Consider the following 18680-nt stretch of genomic DNA (forward strand, 5'->3'; position numbering starts at 1 on the left):
GCCGCGCAACGCGAGAAGTGCCCTGCTGGCCGGCTTCTCCGGCCAGGGCTTCAAGATCTCGCCCGCCATGGGCGGCATCGCCGCGGACCTCGCCCTTCAGGGCCGCACCTCCCAGCCGACCGACTTCATCACCACAAACGGCCGCACCGCGGCCTGAGCCAGAAAGAGGAAAGACATTGGCCCGCTGCGGGCCGAGCCCGGCCAGAAGAAGCGCGGGGTTCTGCCCGCCGGCCTGGGCACCACGACGGCGGAGGTTCCCCTGATCCTCGTCAACGGCTCCCGTCCCGGCCCGCGGGTCGTGATCACCGGTGGCGTCCACGGCGGCGAGTTCGTCGGCGTCGACGCCGCCACCCGCCTGGCCGGGCTGCTGGAGCCGGACGACGTCGCTGGCCAGGTGGTGATCTGCCCCGTGGCCAACCCCCCGGCCGTCTACGGGGGCAGGCTCAACATCTCCCCGCTGGACGGCGTGAACATCAACCGCGTCTTCCCCGGCGACAAGGACGGCGGCCCCACCGACCGGATGGCGGCCTGGCTGTTCGAGCACCTGATCGACGGTGCCGACGCCTACGTGGACCTGCACAGCGGCGGCATCGACCAGCATCTGCTCGACTTCGTCGGCTACCGCCTGACCGGCGACGACGAACTGGACGCGAAGAACAGGGCGCTGGCCCACGCGGTCGGATACGAGCGGGTCATCTTCAGCACCAGCCCGGACGGCGGCAACAGCCACGCCGCCGCGAACCGGCAGGGTGTCCCCGCGATCCTCGTCGAGACCGGGCAACTCGGCTACCGCGACCCCGCCACCGTACGCAGGCTCCTCGACGGTCTGCACCGGATCCTGCACCACCTCGGTGTCATCGAGGCGCCGCAGCACCTCGCACCGGTGACCGTGCAGCCGCGCGACTGGATCTGGACGGGCGAGGTCGAATCTCCGGCCTCAGGCCTCTGGTACCCGGACGCGGTCACCGGTGACGAAGTGACCGAGGGACAAACCATCGGCCACATCATCGGCCCCGTCGACGGCGCCGAACTCAAGGTCTCCGCCGTCTCCACCGGAACGATCATCTACAACATGAACGGGCTGACCGTGCGCCCCGGCACGCACCTCGCCGCCATCGCCACCCCCCACGACTGACGTGCCTCATGCCCGCCCACTCAACCGCCCCCGTCCCAGTGAGCCGGCCTTCCCGCCGAGCCCGTCCTCCCCGGTGGCCGATCTCAGCTCACGGAGGGCGAGCGCGACGCACTCGCCGGTGCGCCCAACCACTACGACAAGGGCTTCGACACGGACATCGACTGGTGGCTGCAGAACGAAGCGCCGTCACCAACGCTGGTTGGAGTGGACCCACGGCTCGACACGGTGTCGCCACACCGTCCGTCAAGGTGGCCGGCGGCAAGCCGGCCACCGCGACCGGCGCAGCGCAAGAAGCTCCGCGACCAGCCTGGTCCGCTTCGACCGGAGCGGCGGCCTGCTGAAGGCCCGCCGCCACGGCCTCGCCTCCGGCACCCGGTCGCGCCGGAGACTCCTCCCTCGCGGAACAGCAGGGGATCCGGGCGGTTGCCGTGCCTGCGCCGCCTGAAGGTCTGCGGCAGTACGCCTTGCCGAGGGGGTTTGCAACCTCGACCGATTCGCGAAGGAGACGGTCCGCTGTGGACACCATCGACGAGAAGATCATCGCCGAGCTGACCCGCAACGCCCGCATCTCGCACTCCGAGCTGGCCGGCAAGGTGCTGCTGTCCCGCAACGCGGTGCGCCAGCGCATCGAACGGCTGGAGCGCCAGGGCCACATCGCCGGCTACACCATCGTCCGCGTGGGCCACGACACCGGCGATGCCGTCTCCGCCCTCGTACTCGTCCACCGCCAGGACCGCATGCGCGGCGGCGACGTCCTGGCCGCACTCAAACGCATCCCCGAGGTCGTCATCTGCGAGATCCTCAGCGGCGACTTCGACATCATGGTGCGCCTGGAAGCAGCCTCACTGGAACGCGTACGGAGCATCTGGGAGGACATCGCCAAGATGCCCGGCGTACGGGACACGGTCACCGCGCTCACCCTGTCCAGCGTCGTCAACCGCCCACGAGGAGAACGGAGTACACGGAATACAACGCCACCGGGGTGAGCAGCGCATCGGCAGGTGCTCGCCGGTTACCGTTCAGTGCCAAGGGTTCGCGCTCGGTACAGAGACGGTCATTGGACCACTTCACTGATGTGGTTGACGCAGACGACCTTGGGCTGGGTCATCTCCTCGAAGGCGAAGCGCACGCCCTCGCGGCCCATGCTGCCGTACTTGAATCCGCCGAACGGCATGGCGTCGAAGCGGTAGTCGGACGAGTCGTTGATCATGACTCCGCCGGCTTCCAGCAGCCGGGCCGCGTTCAGGGCGCGGTCCAGGCGGGAGGTGAAGATGCCCGCGTGGAGGCTGTAGTCGATGGCGTTGGCCTGCTCGACGGCGTCCTCGAAGGACGTGAACGGCTGTAGCACGACGACCGGGGCGAACACCTCCTCCTGCCGGATCGAGCAGGTCGCCGGGACGTCTTCCAGGACGGCCGGCGTGTACAGGGTGCCGGTGGCGTCGTTGCCGCACAGCAGCACCGCGCCCTCGGCCACCGCGGTGTCGACCTTGGCCCGGGTGGCGGCGGCGGCCTCCTGGGTGATCATGGGGCCGACGTCGGTGTGCTCGTCGAGGGGGTCGCCGACGCGGAGCAGCTTGGTGCGGGCGACGAAGGCGTCGCGGAAGCGCTCGTAGACCTCGGCGGCGATGAGGATCCGCTGGGTGCCGATGCAGTTCTGGCCCGCGGCCCAGAACGCGCCGGAGACACAGGAGGCGACGGCCTCGTCCAGGTCGGCGTCGTCCATGACGATGACCGGGGCGTTGCCGCCCAGGTCCATGGCGAGCTTCTTCAGGCCGGCCGTGCGGGAGATGGCCTCGCCGGTGGCGAATCCGCCGGTGAAGGACACCATGCGCACGTCGGGGGCGGCGACGATCGCGGCGGCGATGCCGGCGTCGCCGTTGACGACGGTGACGATCTCCTCGGGCAGGCCGGCCTCGATGAGGGTGTCGACCAGCCGCAGTGCGGACAGCGGCGTCAGGGCGGACGGTTTGAGGATGACCGCGTTGCCGCCGGCGACGGCCGGGCCGAGCTTGTGAGCGACCAGGTTGAGGGGGTCGTTGAACGGGGTGATCGCGGCGATGATGCCGAGCGGTTCGCGGGTGAACCAGCCCTGCCGTTTCTCCGAGCCCTCGTAGGAGTCGAAGGGGATGACCTCGCCCGCGTTGCGCCGTGCCTCGGCTCCGGACAGGGACAGGGTGTTGACCGCGCGGGCCACTTCCTTGCGGGCCTGGGTGATGGTCTTGCCGGCCTCGCTGACGATCAGCTGGGCGAAGGACTCGGCGCGCCGCTCGATCAGGTGGGCGGCGCGTTCCAGGACCGCGGCCCTGGAGGCGCGGGACAGCGCGGCCGCGGTACGGCGCCCGCACCTGGCCTGCTGCAGGATGCTGCCGACGGCGCCCGCGTCGACGGTGGGCACCGAGGCGATGACCTCGCCGGTGTAGGGGTTGTGCACGGGCGCCGTGTCGGTGCCCGGTTCGATGTCGCGGGGCACGGCGGTGTCAGACACGGTGGGTCTCCTGGAGAACGGGGAGGGTGGGGGCGGTGTCATCGTCGGCGTGGCGCTGGTGGATGGCGATGACGTCCGACAGCAGGGCATAGGCGGTCTCGATGCGCCCGGCGCCCGGCCCGGAGACCGTGACGGTGCCGAGGAGGTCGGTGTGGAAGGCGACCGCGTTGAGGGGGCCGGAGATCCCGGCGAGCGGGTGCTGGGCGGGCAGGGCGAGCGGGGCGACGCGGGCGTCGACGCTGCCGTCCTCGTGGCGAGTGGCGGAGCCGACCAGCTTCCAGCACAGGCCCTTCGAGGCGGCGTCTCGCACTTCATGGGGGGTGATCGCGGAGATGCCCTCGCAGAAGACGTCCTCGCGGCGCAGGTCGGCGCCGAGGACCTCGTTGGCCAGGATCATGACCTTGAGCTGGACGTCGTGGCCCTCGATGTCCGCGGTGGGATCGGCTTCGGCGTACCCGAGGTTCTGGGCTTCGGCGATGGCCGCCGACAGCTCGATGCCCGCTTCGAGGCGGCCCAGGATGTAGTTCGAGGTGCCGTTCATGATGCCCTGGACGCCGGTGATCTCCAGGCCGCCGAACATGCGCTCGGCGGTGCGCAGGACGGGGGTGCCGCTGAGTACCGAGCCCTCGAACTCGAAGCTGACACCACGCTCGGCGGCCAGCTGCTTCAGTGCGCGGCCGGCGAGTGCGACCGGTCCCTTGTTGGTGGTGCACACGTGCTTGCCCGATTCCAGGGCCCAGCGCACATGGGAGAGGGCGGGCTCGCCGTCGGTGGGGTTGGTGAACGTCGCCTCCGCGACGATGTCGGCCGGGACCTCGCGGATCACCCACTCGTTGCGCGGATCAGCGCTGCCTCCGGCAAGGCCCGCGAAGCGCAGCTCCCCGGGCTCGGCGGCCAGCAGCGGCGTCAGATCGATGCCGTCGGTGTCCACCAGGGAACCGGCCCGCAGATCGGTGATCGCCACCACCCGCAGGGCGAAGCCCAGCTCCTTCGTCAGGCGTTCCCCGTTCTGGGATATGAGCTCGGCCAGCGCGCGATTGACGCCGCCGAATCCGATGAGGGCGAGATCGTATCGGACCATGAGTTCGCTCCTTGACAGTCCGCCGCCTCCACGGGGCGGCTGCTCAGAGCCTCGCTTCCCTGCCTGTCACCTGCTCCATGCCACAACGACCACGAGGCGTGCCGATCTGCTGTGTCCTATGGCATTTCGCTCGCCCCGCGTCCGGCAACACCGCGCTGGAGAAGGCCGGACGGCCTGTGCCGGGACCGGGACGACGGCCCCCACCGTGCGCCTACTGCTCCACAAGGCGGACGGCTGAGGTTGCGGCAGAACGAGTCCGCGGGCGCTTCGGCACGGCCGCAGTGCGCACGCCGCCCTCGCGTGACCGACTCGCTCAGCCGTCGGCCGGGTGGCGCGGGCGCGGCGGCGCCGTCCTCGTCCAGCGCGGTGAGTCCTTCGGCGACGGACAGCCTGCTCAGCACGGTGGCGTCGTTGCTGTACGGCGACAGGGCCTGCACCGGCGGCACGGCGAGCGCCACCCGCAGCCGGCCCAAGGCGAGACTTACTTGACCTGCCTCGACAGGTGAAACCTCAATCAATGGACGGCTCGTGAAGGGCCGTTCGGCATACCTGCGGCCAGGACCGACCAACGCCTCGATGCATCCGCCGACGTCCTGTCGCCGCGGTGTAGTGCCAGGTCATGGCGTCCCCGACCGCATGGTCCTACCATGGCGTGACCCGGCTCACCGTCGCCCCGGCTGACCCATGGTCCGGCGTCCGCCCAGGCGACGAGCGTCGGCGGCGTCCCGCGAACAGCCAGCGCCGAGGGCCTCGCATCCGGCTTCGCAGGAGGCATACGGTGACGGACGTCAGGATCGACCGCAGAGCGTTCCTACGCGGGATCGGCTCCGTCGCGGCAGGTGCCGCCGCCACTGCGTTCACCGCATGTGGAGGCCGTGCCGACCGGAAGACCAACGACGCCGGGAGCAGCAAGACGCTCGTCGTCCGTGACATCGGCGGCGCCTACGGTGAAGCGAACCGCAAGGCGGTCTACGAGCCGTTCAGCAAAGAGACCGGCATCCAGGTCAGCGTGGTCAACATCCCCTTCTACGCGCAGATCCTTGCGCAGATCAAGGAAGGGCGACCGCAGTTCGACGTCATCGACATCGACATGAGCGCATTGGCACGCTTCGAGCGGGACGAGGCCACGCAGGAGCTCGACCACGACCGGCTGAAGAGCACGAGAAATGCCGGCATCGCCGAGTCGCTGCTCACCTCACACGGCGTCGGCAAGAACTACTGGGCCAGCGTCATGGCGTTCCGCACCGACGCCTTCGGCGGGAAGAAGCCCGATTCCTGGGCGGACTTCTGGGACAGCGGTGCGTTCCCGGGCAGCCGGGCCCTGCAGGGCCCGGACGCGGGCCCACCGGAGCTGGAGTTCGCCCTGCTCGCTGACGGTGTGGCCCAGGACAGGCTCTATCCCCTCGACGTCGACCGCGCCTTCCGAGTCCTCGACGAGATCAAGAGCGCCGTGCGCGAATTCTGGGCCGACGGCGCTACGCCGGGACTGCTACTGCAACGCGGACACGTCATGGCCTCCAGCGTCTGGCACGGCCGCCCCAACCAGCTCATCAAGCAGGGCGCACCGCTCGCCTACCAGTGGAACGGCGCCCGCCGGCAGAGCAACGGCTTCGGCATCCCCAACGGCGCCCGGAATGTCGACGCCGCCTACAGGCTCATCGACTTCGCCCTGCGGCCCGAGGTGCAGGCCCGCTTCGCGGAGGCCTACCCCATGGGCCCGGTCGTGCCCGCCGCCTACAAGTACCTTCCCAGGGCCGCCGCGGACCTGGCCAGCTCCCCGGAGCACCTTTACACCGGCTTCGACCTGGACGTCGACTGGTGGGTGGAGAACAAGGACGCCGTCACCAAGCGCTGGCAGGAATGGGCGCGGTCCTGAGACGACGCGGAAGGGGCCGGACCTGTCCGGTCCCGTCTCTCCGCCACCGATTCCTGCCGGGCGACGGGAGGGACATCCCGTGAACATGACCAGCATCTTCGGTCGGCACCAGCGGCCCCACGGGCCCCCTGCCCAGCCGCCCGGAACCCGTGTGCGCTCCATGCTGAACGTGCGCAGCGTCGCAGGCCAGGTGTTCCTCTGGCAGCTGGTTCTGGTGGTCCTCTTCGCCGCTGCCGCGGGGGTGGCGCTCGTCCTGCAAGCCCGGCACTCAAGCACGCAGGAGGCCCGCCGGCTGTCGTTGGGGGTCGCCCAGACCTTCGCGCGCGCCCCGGGCACGGTGGACGCCATGAAGTCCGCCGATCCGACCGCCGTCCTGCAACCCCGCGCGGAGGAGACGCGCAAGCTGACGGGCGTCGACTTCGTCGTGGCGATCGATCCACGGGGCTACCGCTGGACCCACCCGGACCCGAAGCTGATCGGGGAGCACGTCTTCGCGCTCCGCAAGGAGGCGGCCGCCGGCCGGCCCTTCACCCAGGACCTCGAAGGCAGCCTGGGCCTCGCCGTGGAATCGACGGTCCCCGTCTTCGACACCGGGGGACAGAAGATCGTCGGCCTGGTGTCGGTCGGGGTCACGGTCAAGAACGTGAACACCGTGGTGCAGCGCCAGATGCCGCTCCTGCTCGGTTCCGTCGGCGGCGCGTTGGCGCTGGTCATGGGTGGTACGGCACTGGTGTCGGGGCGGTTGCGACGGCAGACCCACGGTCTGGGCCCGGCCGAGATGACCCGGATGTACGAGCACCATGACGCCGTGCTGCACGCGGTGCGGGAGGGGGTACTGATCATCGGCGGTGACGGCCGGCTGCTGCTGGCCAACGACGAGGCACGGCGACTGCTGAATCTGCCCGCGGACGCCGAGCAGCGCCACGTCACCGATCTGGGTCTGGAGACGGGCACCGCCGAACTGCTGCTCTCGGGCCGGGCCGCCACCGACGAGGTCCACCTGACCGGCGACCACCTGCTGGCGGTCAACCTCCGGCCCGTCGACCAGCACGGCGGAAAGGGGGGCAGTGTGGCCACGCTGCGCGACACCACCGAGTTGCAGGCGCTGACGGGCCGGGCGGCCGTGGCCAGAGAGCGGCTGCGCCTGCTGTACGAGGCGGGCGTGCGGATCGGCACCACGCTGGACGTGGTGCGCACCGCCGAGGAACTGGCCGAGGTGGCTGTCCCCCGGTTCGCCGACGTCGCCACGGTCGACCTCCAGGATCCGGTCCTGGAGGGTGACGAGCCGGTCGGGCAAGGCGCCGAACTGCGCCGCGCGGCGGTTCACGGCGTGGGCGGGGCCTGGCCCCTCTTCCCCATGGGGGAAGTCACCCGCTTCGTTCCGAGCAGCCCCGTGGCCGTCGGCGTCGAGCGCGGCCACGCCGTCCTGGATGCCGACCTGACCGCGTCCCACGGCTGGCGGGCCCAGGACCCCGAACGCGCCCGGCGCATCCTGGACCGCGGCCTCCACTCCCTGATCACCGCGCCGCTCCAGGCGCGTGGCGTGGTACTGGGTGCGGTCAACTTCTGGCGTGCGGAGCAGGACGCCTTCGAGGAAGAGGACCTGGCCTTCGCCGAGGAACTGGCCGCCCGGGCCGCGGTGGCCATCGACAACGCCCGGCGTTACACCCGCGAGCATGCCCTGGCCGTGACCCTGCAGCGCAGCCTGTTGCCTCGCTCCCTGCCCGAGCAGTCCGCCGTCGAGGTCGCCCACCGCTACCTGCCCGCCCGGGCCGGGGTCGGCGGCGACTGGTTCGATGTCATCCCGCTGCCCGGGGCCCGGGTCGCCCTGGTGGTGGGCGACGTGGTCGGCCACGGCCTGCACGCCGCGGCCACCATGGGCCGGCTGCGCACCGCGGTGCGTACCTTGTCGTCCCTCGATCTGTCCCCGGACGAGCTGATCAGGCACCTGGACGAGTTGGTCACGCGGGTCGACAGCGAGGGGGACGACCGTGAGGGAATCACAGGGGCGACGTGCTTGTACGCCATCTACGACCCGGTGGCCGGCCGGTGCTCGCTGGCCAGATCCGGGCATCCGGGACCGGCCCTGGTACACCCGGACGGCACGGTTCAGCAGTTGGACGGGCCCGTCTCGCCGCCGCTGGGGCTGGGCGGCGGGCTGCCCTTCGAGGCCGCCGAGTTCACGCTGGCCGAGGGCTCCCAGCTGATCCTGTACACCGATGGACTGATCGAGGACCGGAACCGGGACATCGACACGGGCCTCAAGATGCTGCACGACGCCCTGACGGGGCCCGGCCGGACCCCGGAGGAAACCTGTCAGGCCGTCCTCGACGCCCTGCTGCCGGCCCGCCCGAGCGACGACATCGCCGTACTCGTGGCTCGCTCCCGTCTGCTCGATCCCTCCCAGGTCGCCCACTGGGAGGTGCCCGGCGATCCCGCCGCCGTCGCCGGAATCCGCGCCGATGTCGCCCGCCGCCTGGAGGAGTGGGGGCTGGAGGAGCTCGCCTTCTCCACCGAGCTGGTGATCAGCGAGCTGGTCACCAATGCCATCCGCTACGGCACCGGCCCGAGACGGCTGCGGATACTGCGCGACGGCGCCAGCCTGATCTGTGAGGTCGCCGACGGCAGCAGCACCTCACCGCACCTGCGCCGGGCGACCGACACCGACGAGGGCGGGCGGGGATTGTTCCTCGTCGCCCAGTTCACGCAGCGGTGGGGTACCCGCTACATGCCTCGCGGCAAAGTGATCTGGACCGAGCAGTCGCTCCACGGTGCGACGACCGAGCCTGACGCAGACATGACCGAAGCGCTGCTGGACCAATGGAGCGACGCGGACTGGTGATGGCGGTGCCGCGCTTCGGGTCCGGGCTGCACCGGCGCCATACCGTGGGGTTCAGAACGCCGTGTAGCCCCCGTCCACGGGAAGCACGGCACCGGTGATGTATGACGACTCCGGGCAGGCGAGGAAGAGAACCGCGTCGGCGACCTCCTCGGGTGTGGCGAGCCGGCGCAGCGGTATGGAGTCCTCTCTCATCCGCCGGTAGGCGTGGGGGTCGGGACGCCGCTGGAACGAGGCCTCGATGATCGGGGTCACGGTCAGACCGGGCGCGACCACGTTGACGCGGATGTTGCGGGACGCCCATTCGATGGCAGCACCCCGGGCCAGCGCGATGAGGCCGCCTTTGGCGGCGGAGTACATGGTCTGGTTCGGCATGCCGACCATGCCGAGGCGAGAGCTGACGCACACCATCGACGCTCCTGACTCGGGAGCCAGCGGCATCAGGTGCTTCATGACCAGGAAGGCGCTCAGCAGGTTGCTGTGGAGCAGGTCGCGGGCGTCGGCGGCAGTCGTCTCCGCGAGCGGGCTGGAGCGCTGGAGTCCGTGGCAGAGGACGACCACTCCCACGTCCCCCAGGTGATCTGCTGCTCGGGCGGCGAGCTCGGCGACGAAGGTCTCGTCGTTGAGGTCTCCCGCGAGGTACAGATCGTCCGGGTGGCTCTCGGGCAGCTCAGGTCGCCGTCCGGTCAGCAGGAGGTTGGCGCCTTCGCGACGGAAGTGGGCGGCGACCGCCTGACCGATCCCGCTCGATGCTCCGGTGATCACGGCGTTGACGTCCTGCAGTCTCATGTGCGTTCCTCGTCGGGCCGGGACTTCCCTGCGAAAAGGGCGGGCGCGTCAGGCCAGTACCTGACCACTGCCGGCCACGGCCTCCGGGCGAAGCAGGTCGGTGAGGGTCTCGGCGGGCAACAGGCCCTTCTCCAGGACGAGTTCGGCCACGCCACGCCCGGTGGCGAGGGCCTCCTTGGCGATGTCGGTGGCGGCCGTGTACCCGATGTGCGGGTTGAGGGCGGTGACCAGACCGATGGAGTTCTCCACGGTCGCGCGCAACGCCTCGGTGTTGGCGGTGATGCCGTCCACGCAGCGCTCGGCGAGGGTCACACAGGCGGCCCGCAGGTGGGTGATCGACTCCGACAGGGAGTGCAGGATGATCGGCTCGAACGCGTTGAGCTGGAGCTGTCCGGCCTCGGCCGCCATGGTGATGGCCACGTCGTTGCCGATCACCTCGAAGGCGACCTGGTTGACGACCTCGGGGATCACCGGGTTGACCTTACCGGGCATGATCGACGAACCGGCCTGCACCGGCGGCAGGTTGATCTCACCGAGTCCCGCGCGCGGCCCGGAGGACAGCAGGCGCAGGTCGTTGCAGCTCTTCGAGAGCTTGACGGCGATCCGCTTCAGCACGCCCGACATCTGGACGAAAGCGCCGCAGTCCTGTGTCGCCTCGACCAGGTTGGCGGCCGTGACAAGCGGCAGACCGGTGATGGCGGCCAGGTGACGGCGGGCCGACTCGGCGTACCCGGCTGGGGCGTTGAGGCCGGTACCGATCGCCGTGGCGCCCAGGTTGATCTCATGGATCAACTCGACGGCCTCGGCAAGACGGGACCGGTCCTCCTCGATCATCACGGCGTACGCGGAGAACTCCTGCCCCAGCGTCATCGGCACCGCGTCCTGCAACTGCGTACGGCCCATCTTCAGCACGTCACGGAACTGCACGGCCTTGCGGGCGAAGGCGTCCTGCAGGACAGCCATCGCCTTGAGCAACCCGCGCACCGCGAACACCGTCGCGATCTTGACCGCGGTCGGGTACACGTCGTTGGTCGACTGACCCAGGTTGACGTCCTCATTCGGGTGCAGATACCGGTACTCGCCCTTGGCATGGCCCAGCAGCTCCAACGCCCGGTTCGCGATCACCTCGTTGGCGTTCATGTTCGTCGAGGTGCCCGCGCCGCCCTGGATGACGTCGACGACGAACTGGTCATGCAGCTCGCCGGACCGGATCTCCCGGCACGCGGCGACGATCGCGGCCGCCTTCCTCGCCTCCAGCAGCCCCAGCTCCTCGTTCGCGAGGGCGGCGGCCTCCTTCACGGCGGCCAGGGCGTCGATCAGGTGCGGGTAGGCGGAGATGGGAGTGCCGGTGATCGGGAAGTTCTCGGTGGCACGCAGGGTGTGAACACCCCAGTACGCCTCGGCGGGAACCTCCCGGTCGCCGAGAAGGTCGTGCTCGCTACGGGTGACGGCGGTCATGGGTGTACGGGCCTTCTCTCTGGGGGCATCGCGGGGGCCTCCCGCACGGCTGCGCGAAAGGCCCCCGCTGTGTCACCGGTTTCGGCACCTGCTCAGAGCAGGCGGTCCTTCGCCTTGTAGTAGGCGCCGCCGAACGGCAGGAACCAGGCGGTGCCGTTGTAGAAGGGGACGGGGACCTTCGGGAAACCGAAACCGCGCAGCGGGTTGGCCTCCGGCTTGCCGTCCATCATCTCGGCGACGGCACGGCCCATGTACGTGGCCATCTGGACGCCGTGTCCGCAGTAACCCATGGAGTAGTACAGGCCGTTGACCTCGCCCGCGTGCGGAATGCGGTCCCAGGAGAAACCGACCATGCCACCCCATACGTAGTCGATGCGCACCCCCGCAAGCTGCGGGAAGATCTCGGTCATCTCCCGCTTGAGGATGTCACCGCTCTTGATGTCGGAGGCCGGGTTGGAGGGGGCGAAGCGGGCCCGGCCGCCGAAGGCGAGGCGGTTGTCCGGGGTGAGGCGGACGTAGTGGCCGACGTTCTTGTGAGCAACGAGCAGGCGGCCGTTCGGGATGAGCTCCTTGGCGCGCGCCTCCCCCAGCGGCTCGGTGACGATGATGAAGCTGCCGACGTTGATCAGCCGCTTGCGGAACCACGGCATCGACTTGTCGGTGTAGGCGTCCGTCGCCGCCATGACCTGCTTGGCACGGATGGTGCCGTGCATGGTCTCCACCACGAAGCCGCCGCCGGGGAGGCGGGTGAGGCCGGTGGCGGCGTTGCGCTCGTGGATGTCGGCGCCGGCCCGCTCGGCGGCGTCCGCCAGGCCGCCGACGAACTTGCCCACGTGCAGGCCCGCACTGTCCGGGTCGAGCAGGGCGCCGTGGTAGTAGTCCGTGCCGAGCTCGGCCCGCAGCTCGCTCTTGCTCAGGACGACCGTCTCGTGGCCGAAGTTGTCGGCCAGGTCGCGCTGCTTGGCCCGCAGACCGTCGAAGTGCCCCGGCTTGCAGACCGCGCCGAGGCGCCCGGAGCGGTTGAAGTCGCAGTCGATGTTCTCGGTCTTGGTGAGGTCCTCGACGACGTCGACCGCCACGCGGAAGGCGTCGTAGAGCTCGCGGGCCCGCTCCTGCCCGAAGCGCTTGCGCGCCTCGGCGGGGCTGATGGTGATGCCCTGGGTGCACATGCTGCCGTTGCGTCCGGAGGCGCCCGAGCCGACCTTGTCCTTCTCGACGAGGACGACCCGGGCACCCTTGCGGGCGGTGTGGTAGGCGGTGGACAGGCCGGTGAGGCCGCCGCCGATCACCACCACGTCCGCCTCGTCGGGCAGGTCCTTTCCGGAACGGTCGGGCAGGGCGGGGGCTGTGTCCAGCCAGTAGGGGATCTGCTTCATGGCGTGCGTCCTCTGTGTTCTCAGTCCTGTGTCGCCGGTGTGCCGTAGGTCAGCAGCCGAGCAGCTTCGGCAGGCCCGACAGGTCGGGCAGCTCGTCGTACGGCTGGTAGTCCGCGCTGCCCTTGCGGCCGTAGCGGTTGATCCACACCCGGCGCTTCAGGCCCAGGTCGCGGGTCGGGATGTGGTCGTACTCCCAGCCCTGGGCGACGTGGATGACCTGCGACGACTCGACACCCATGGTCCTGAAGGCGTGCTTGAAGGTCTGGCGGTCCGGCTTGTAGGCACCGGCCTGCTGGGCGGTGATGACATAGTCGAACTCGACGCCGATGTTCTTGACGTTCCGCGCGATCAGGTTGTCGTCGGTGTTGGAGATGATGGCGATCTCGTACTTGGTCTTCAGCTTCCGCAGGGCCTCCGGGACCTCCGGGAAGGGACCGAAGGTGGGGACGGCGTCAACAAGGGCCTCGCCGTCGGACTCGCGGTACTCCAGGCCGTGCAGGCGCATGGCGTTGCGCAGGCTGGAGTGCAGGACCTCGTGGTAGGGGCGGTAGGCCTCCAGGACGGCCTGGAAGCGCATGACGCGGAAGTCGTCGAGGAACTCGTCGACATCCAGGTTGTCCAGATCCAGCCGGTCCTCCAGGACCTTCAGGGTCGTGGGGCCGAGCTCGAAGTTGATCAGGGTTGCATAGGCGTCGAAGGTGACGATCTCTCGCATGGTGTCCAGCCTTGGTCTCTCGCGGTTTTCAGAGGGGGTGGGGGCTTCAGACGACGCGTTCGCCAGGGGCGACGATCGCGTCCAGCACGGCCAGGTCTGCCGGGCTCGGTATCCAGTCGGCCGCCGCCGCGTTGGCGGTGACCTGTTGCGGGGTCATGGCTCCGCAGATGACGGAGCCGACGGCGGGGAGGGCCGCCAGTGCGCCGACCGCGACCTGGAGGAGGGTCAGGCCCCGGTCGGCGCCGTATGTGGTGAGCGCCTCGGCCCTGTCGAGGGCCGCGTCGGTGAGCCAGCCCTGCCGCCAGGACAGGCGGCTGCCGGGCGGGGGCTCCTCGCCGCGCCGGTACTTTCCGCTGAGCAGGCCGTTGGCCAGCGGGTAGTACGGCAGCAGGCCGACGCCGTGGTGCAGACAGGCCGGGATCAGATCCCGTTCCGCACCGCGGTCGAGCAGGTGGTAGCGCGCCTGGGTGGACACGAAGGCGTCCGTGACCTGCTCGGCCGGGAGGTTGGAGCAGCCGATGTACCGGATCTTGCCCTCGGCGACCAGTTCCTGGAGCGCGGCGACCGTCTCCTCCAGCGGCGTGACGCCGTCCGGTTCGTGGTACTGGTACAGGTCGATCCGATCGGTGCCGAGCCGACGCAGCGACGCCTCCACCGCGTACCGGATGTAGGCGCGGGATCCGCGCGGACCGTACAGGTCGGCATCCCTACTCATCTCCATGCCGAACTTGGTGGCGAGCACGACGTCGTCGCGGTGGCCCTTGAGGGCGGCGCCCAGCAGGCGTTCGCCGTCGCCGCGCGAGCCACCCCGCTCACCGGACCCGCCGTACATGTCGGCGGTGTCGAACAGGGTGATCCCCGCGTCGAGTGCGGCGTGGACGACGACCTTCGTGCCGTCCTCGTCGAGACGGCTGCCGAAGTTGTTGCCGCCCACGCCGACTACAGAGACGGTCGGGCCGCGCTCACCGAGCGTGCGGTATCTCATGACCGGTTTCCGAAACCGATGCAGACGTTCTTGGTCTGCAGGTAGCTGGCCAGGCCCTCAAGGCCCTTCTCCCGGCCCCAGCCGCTGTGCTTATAGCCGCCGAAGGGGAGCTCGACGCCGGTGCCGACGCCGGTGGCGTTGACATAGACCTGGCCGGCCCGGATGCCCTCGGCCATGCGCATCGCCTTGTCGATGTCGCGGGTCCACACGTACGAGGCGAGGCCGTACGGACTGTCGTTGGCGATCTCCAGCGCCTCGTCCGCGTCGTCGAACTCGATGACCGTGACGACCGGGCCGAAGATCTCCTCGCGGGCGCACCGGGCCTGGTTGTCCAGTCCGGTCAGGACGGTCGGCTCGACGAAGTAGCCGTCGGCCAGCGCCGGATCCGAGGGAGCGCCTCCGCCGGCCCGTGCCACGGCGCCCTCCTCCCGCGCCAGCTCCAGGTACCCGAGGACCCGGTCCCGCTGCCGTGCGGCGACCAGCGGGCCGACGTCCGGGTCGGTGAGACCCGGGCCGACGCGCAGGGACGCGGCGTGCGCGGCGAGCTTGTCCAGGAACTCCTCGGCGCCGCGCTGGAGCAGCAGCCGGGTGCCGGCCGAGCAGGTCTGCCCGGCGTTGCCGAACGCGGAGGCGGCGACCGCGCCGAGCGCCAGGTCGAAGTCGGCGTCCGCGAAGACGACGACCGGCGACTTGCCGCCCAGTTCGGTGACCGAGGGCACCACGTTGGCGGCGGCGGCCTGCGCCACCTTGATGCCGGTCGGCACGGACCCGGTGAAGGTGACCTGGTCGATGTCCGGGTGGCCGGCGAGGGCCGCTCCGGTCTCGCCGTCACCGGGGACCACGTTGAGCACGCCCGGCGGAAGACCGCACTCCAGGGCGATCCTGCCGATCTCCAGCGGGGTGAGCGGGGCCTCGGGCGACGGCTTGAGCACCACCGTGCAGCCGGCGGCCAGCGCCGGGGCCGAGCCCCTCGCGGTGTTCTGCAGCGGGTAGTTGAACGGGATGATCTGGCCGGAGACGCCGATCGGCTCACGGACGGTGTAGTCGATCAGGCCGGGACCGAGCGGGATCGTCGAGCCGCCGAGCTTGTCGGCGACGCCCGCGTAGAACTCGAAGTAGCGGGCGGCCGCCTCGACATCGGCCTTCGCCTGGCGCAGCGGCTTGCCGACGTCCTGGCTCTCCAGGCGGGCCAGCCGTTCGCCCTGGTACCGGATGGCCTCGGCGATCCGGTACAGGATCCTGCCCCGGTCGGCTGCGCGCATCCGGGCCCACGCGGGTGCCGTGAAGGCCGCGCGGGCCGCCGCCACCGCCTGGTCCACATCGGCCTTGCCGCCCAGCGCCACCTCGGCGATGGCCGTGCCGTTCGACGGGTCGAGGACGGTGAAGGTACGGCCGTCGGCGGCGGGGACCTGCTTGCCGTCGATCAGCAGCTCGCTCAGCTGCGGTTCGCCGCTCATGGCTGGATCTCCCCCAGCACCTCGCCGAAGATGACGACCTCGTCGCCGGGACGGACGGTGCGGATCCGGCGCACCCAGAGCACGATGCCCTCCTGCGGGGCGGTGACCTCCTCCAGCGTGTTGCCGTAGTGGTCGGTGATGGTGGCGATCAGGTCGCCTTCCTTGCAGGTCTCCCCCGGCTCGGCGCGGGCGACGAAGAAGCCCCCGGCGGCGGAGCGGGCGAAGGTGCCCGAGACGGTCGTGTAGGTGTCCCGCAGCTCCGCCTCGCCGTCGGTCATGCCGAGGCTGCGCAGGATGTTGCGGATCGAGTGCATGTGGTGCTCGACGTTGGTCTCGCGGTACGTGGCGCCACCGCACTCGATGGTGATGGCGGGCTTGCCGGCTTCGAGGACGGGGTGGCGGACCGTGCCGCCCCACTTGCCGCCCTTCCAGACCAGCTCGTGTCCGGCGGCGAGCGCCAGGTCCGTCGCCAGGTCCTCGTAGCCGCCCTGGAGGATGACGAGCGGGGCGATCTCGCCGTAGGCGCCTCCGGTGTGCAGGTCGACCACGGCGTCGACGGCGGGGACGACCTGCTCGACGAAGGTGGCGGCCAGGCGCTGCGAGTAGGAGCCCTCAGCGTCACCGGGGAAGATGCGGTTGAGGTTGAGGTGGTCGATGCCGCTCGCGCGGGCGGCGGCCTCGAAGGCGGGGGTGTTCAGGCAGGGGATGCCGACGACGGTGCCGCGCAGGGTCGCCGGGTCGATCTCGGCGAGCACGCGGCGGATGGCCTCCTGGCCGTCGTACTCGTCACCGTGGACGCCCGCGTCCACACACAGGACCGGGCCGTCCTGGGCGCCGTTGACGACGATCAGCGGAATGCCGAGCTCCACGCCGTAGCTGCTGGTGCCGACCGGGATCAGGCCTTGGGCGCGCTCGCCCGGGGCGACGGTCAGCGGACCGATGGAGTACATGTGGATCCTTTCCAAGAGGTGGATCAGATGCGGGCCGATGCCTCGGCGAGGACGCCCGCGATGATCGCGGCGATACGGTCGAGGACGGCGCGGTCGCTGATCAGCGGGGGCGCGATCTGGACCAGTGGCGCGGAGCGGTTGTACACGCGGGCCAGCAGGCCGGCCTCGCGCAGCCGACGCGGGATCAGGTCGCCGATCAGCTCGGATCGGGCCTTGGCGCTGAAAGCGCCGTCGCCGAGGTCGCCGACGAGTTCGCAGGAGTAGAAGAACCCGGTGCCGCGGACGTCGCCGACGATCGGCAGGTCCTTGAGCGCCGCCATGCGCCTGGCCAGGTCGTCCTGGAGACCGCGGACGTTGTCCAGGATGCGGTCCCGCTCCATGATCTCCAGGTTGCGCAGGGCGATGGCCGTGCTCAGGGGGTGCCCGGCGAAGGTGTAGCCGTGGTTGAGGACCGCGCCCGGCCGGTTGATGACCTCGGTGACCTTGGTACCGACCAGGGTCGCGCCCAGGGGGGCGTATCCGGCGGTGATGCCCTTGGCGACGGTGACCATGTCCGGGCGGGCGCCGTAGCGGTCACCGCCGAACCACTCCCCGATCCGGCCGAAGGCCGTGATGACCTCGTCGGCGACGAGCAGGAAGCCGTACCGGTCGGCCAGCGCCCGCAACCCCTGCCAGTAGCCCTGGGGCGGGGTGATGCAGCCGCCCCGGTTCTGCACCGGCTCGGCGATGAGCATCGCGACGGTCTCCGGGCCCTCGGTCAGGATCGCGGCCTCCAACTCCGCGAGCAGCCATGCCGTGTAGACCTCGTCGTCCGCGAACTCCGCTGCGAGGCCGAGGCGGTTGGTGTTCGACACGAACCGGGTGTCGATCGCCGGCGGGCCGTACGGCTCCGTGAGGCCGGGGTCGTCGTTGAACGACAGGGTGCCGATGGTCAGGCCGTGGTAGGCGCCGCGTCGGGCGATCGCCTTGGTGCGGCCCGGCTCGCCGTGCAGGGCGTGGTAGCGGCGGGCTATCTTCCAGGCGGTCTCGACGGCTTCGGCGCCGCCGCTCGAGAAGAAGGTGTGCTCGATGTCGACGGGGGCGATCCGGGACAGCCGCTCGGCGAGTTCGATGGCCGAGGGATGCGCGGAGCCGGTCCACAGCGGGCTGTAGCACAGCTCGCGCAGTTGCCGTTCGGCGGCCTCGGCGAACTCGCCGCCGTAGGAGTAGCCGAGCTGGCAGCAGTACAGCCCCGACAGACCGTCGATGTAGCGCCTGCCGTCCGCGTCCTCGACGTACGGGCCGTCCCCTCGCTGAACGACGAGGAGGTCCTCGCCCTGGTCACCGAGCGATCCGTTGGCGGTCATGTGCAGCAGCAGGTGCCGCTGAGCGGTGGCCGCGGTCAGCTGAGCGGCGGCGGTGGTCATACGGCGTCGCCTCCGGGGTTGGCGACTCCGACCGTGTTCTCGACCGACAGCAGTGATTCCTGTCGTCCGGAGCCGAGCCAGCGCACCAGGGCCACCAGGCCCAGGGCGAGGATCGCGAAGGCGATGAG

Annotated in this window: 15 protein-coding genes; 5 read left to right on the forward strand and 10 right to left on the reverse strand. The window is 70.3% G+C overall.

Annotated features, from left to right (window positions below):
• Positions 1 to 184 precede the first annotated feature (184 nt).
• Together ACF1A1_RS37780 and ACF1A1_RS37785 are read left to right on the forward strand one after the other, a co-directional pair.
• A complete protein-coding gene (locus ACF1A1_RS37780; protein WP_392006532.1) occupies positions 185 to 1135 on the forward strand; it encodes a succinylglutamate desuccinylase/aspartoacylase family protein in 951 nt (316 codons plus the stop codon).
• Between the two features lie 515 nt (positions 1136 to 1650).
• Positions 1651 to 2121, forward strand: a complete 471-nt coding sequence (locus ACF1A1_RS37785) for an Lrp/AsnC family transcriptional regulator (protein WP_392006507.1) — start codon at positions 1651 to 1653, stop codon at positions 2119 to 2121.
• Positions 2122 to 2189: 68 nt separating this feature from the next.
• Here the strand turns inward: ACF1A1_RS37785 and ACF1A1_RS37790 are convergent, their stop codons facing one another.
• Positions 2190 to 3620, reverse strand: coding sequence for an aldehyde dehydrogenase family protein (locus ACF1A1_RS37790; RefSeq protein ID WP_392006509.1), 1431 nt, complete (start codon positions 3618 to 3620; stop codon positions 2190 to 2192).
• Positions 3613 to 4701, reverse strand: a complete 1089-nt coding sequence (locus ACF1A1_RS37795) for a homoserine dehydrogenase (protein WP_392006511.1) — start codon at positions 4699 to 4701, stop codon at positions 3613 to 3615. Before ACF1A1_RS37795 ends, ACF1A1_RS37790 begins: the two co-directional genes overlap by 8 nt.
• Before the next feature lie 300 nt (positions 4702 to 5001).
• Between ACF1A1_RS37795 and ACF1A1_RS37800 the strand changes: the two genes are divergently transcribed.
• From ACF1A1_RS37800 to ACF1A1_RS37810, 3 genes are all read left to right on the forward strand, one after another.
• Entirely contained in the window at positions 5002 to 5190 is a 189-nt protein-coding gene (locus ACF1A1_RS37800; RefSeq protein ID WP_392006536.1) for a hypothetical protein, read from the forward strand.
• 289 nt (positions 5191 to 5479) lie between these two features.
• Positions 5480 to 6577, forward strand: coding sequence for an extracellular solute-binding protein (locus tag ACF1A1_RS37805; protein WP_392006513.1), 1098 nt, complete (start codon positions 5480 to 5482; stop codon positions 6575 to 6577).
• 160 nt (positions 6578 to 6737) lie between these two features.
• Positions 6738 to 9419, forward strand: a complete 2682-nt coding sequence (locus tag ACF1A1_RS37810; protein ID WP_392006534.1) for a SpoIIE family protein phosphatase — start codon at positions 6738 to 6740, stop codon at positions 9417 to 9419.
• A gap of 51 nt (positions 9420 to 9470) precedes the next feature.
• On the opposite strand, the gene ACF1A1_RS37815 is transcribed toward ACF1A1_RS37810, so the two are convergent.
• From ACF1A1_RS37815 to ACF1A1_RS37850, 8 genes are all read right to left on the reverse strand, one after another.
• Positions 9471 to 10205: an SDR family NAD(P)-dependent oxidoreductase gene (locus ACF1A1_RS37815; RefSeq protein ID WP_392006515.1), complete on the reverse strand. Its 735-nt coding sequence runs from the start codon at positions 10203 to 10205 to the stop codon at positions 9471 to 9473.
• A gap of 48 nt (positions 10206 to 10253) precedes the next feature.
• Entirely contained in the window at positions 10254 to 11663 is a 1410-nt protein-coding gene (gene aspA, locus ACF1A1_RS37820; protein ID WP_392006517.1) for an aspartate ammonia-lyase, read from the reverse strand.
• Positions 11664 to 11755: 92 nt separating this feature from the next.
• Positions 11756 to 13039, reverse strand: coding sequence for an NAD(P)/FAD-dependent oxidoreductase (locus tag ACF1A1_RS37825; protein WP_392006519.1), 1284 nt, complete (start codon positions 13037 to 13039; stop codon positions 11756 to 11758).
• A gap of 49 nt (positions 13040 to 13088) precedes the next feature.
• Positions 13089 to 13754, reverse strand: a complete 666-nt coding sequence (locus ACF1A1_RS37830; RefSeq protein ID WP_392006521.1) for a haloacid dehalogenase type II — start codon at positions 13752 to 13754, stop codon at positions 13089 to 13091.
• 46 nt (positions 13755 to 13800) lie between these two features.
• Entirely contained in the window at positions 13801 to 14739 is a 939-nt protein-coding gene (locus ACF1A1_RS37835) for an aldo/keto reductase (RefSeq protein ID WP_392006523.1), read from the reverse strand.
• The gene (locus tag ACF1A1_RS37840; protein ID WP_392006525.1) at positions 14736 to 16196 is read right to left on the reverse strand and encodes an aldehyde dehydrogenase family protein; all 1461 of its coding nucleotides are present in this window, start codon (positions 16194 to 16196) and stop codon (positions 14736 to 14738) included. Before ACF1A1_RS37840 ends, ACF1A1_RS37835 begins: the two co-directional genes overlap by 4 nt.
• Positions 16193 to 17146 (reverse strand): succinylglutamate desuccinylase/aspartoacylase family protein, encoded by a 954-nt coding sequence (locus ACF1A1_RS37845; protein ID WP_392006527.1) that lies wholly within the window; start codon positions 17144 to 17146, stop codon positions 16193 to 16195. Before ACF1A1_RS37845 ends, ACF1A1_RS37840 begins: the two co-directional genes overlap by 4 nt.
• A 23-nt stretch (positions 17147 to 17169) precedes the next feature.
• Positions 17170 to 18552 (reverse strand): aminotransferase class III-fold pyridoxal phosphate-dependent enzyme, encoded by a 1383-nt coding sequence (locus tag ACF1A1_RS37850; RefSeq protein WP_392006529.1) that lies wholly within the window; start codon positions 18550 to 18552, stop codon positions 17170 to 17172.
• Positions 18553 to 18680 lie beyond the last annotated feature (128 nt).

This window comes from Streptomyces sp. NPDC014995 (assembly GCF_043080745.1).
GTDB lineage: Bacteria > Actinomycetota > Actinomycetes > Streptomycetales > Streptomycetaceae > Streptomyces.

Coding starts and splice junctions, on each gene's coding strand:
- ACF1A1_RS37795 (WP_392006511.1), bottom strand. CDS start 4,701: ATGGTCCGATACGATCTCGCCCTCATCGGATTCGGCGGCGTCAATCGC.
- ACF1A1_RS37810 (WP_392006534.1), top strand. CDS start 6,738: ATGCTGAACGTGCGCAGCGTCGCAGGCCAGGTGTTCCTCTGGCAGCTG.
- ACF1A1_RS37815 (WP_392006515.1), bottom strand. CDS start 10,205: ATGAGACTGCAGGACGTCAACGCCGTGATCACCGGAGCATCGAGCGGG.
- aspA (WP_392006517.1), bottom strand. CDS start 11,663: ATGACCGCCGTCACCCGTAGCGAGCACGACCTTCTCGGCGACCGGGAG.
- ACF1A1_RS37825 (WP_392006519.1), bottom strand. CDS start 13,039: ATGAAGCAGATCCCCTACTGGCTGGACACAGCCCCCGCCCTGCCCGAC.
- ACF1A1_RS37830 (WP_392006521.1), bottom strand. CDS start 13,754: ATGCGAGAGATCGTCACCTTCGACGCCTATGCAACCCTGATCAACTTC.
- ACF1A1_RS37835 (WP_392006523.1), bottom strand. CDS start 14,739: ATGAGATACCGCACGCTCGGTGAGCGCGGCCCGACCGTCTCTGTAGTC.
- ACF1A1_RS37840 (WP_392006525.1), bottom strand. CDS start 16,196: ATGAGCGGCGAACCGCAGCTGAGCGAGCTGCTGATCGACGGCAAGCAG.
- ACF1A1_RS37845 (WP_392006527.1), bottom strand. CDS start 17,146: ATGTACTCCATCGGTCCGCTGACCGTCGCCCCGGGCGAGCGCGCCCAA.
- ACF1A1_RS37850 (WP_392006529.1), bottom strand. CDS start 18,552: ATGACCACCGCCGCCGCTCAGCTGACCGCGGCCACCGCTCAGCGGCAC.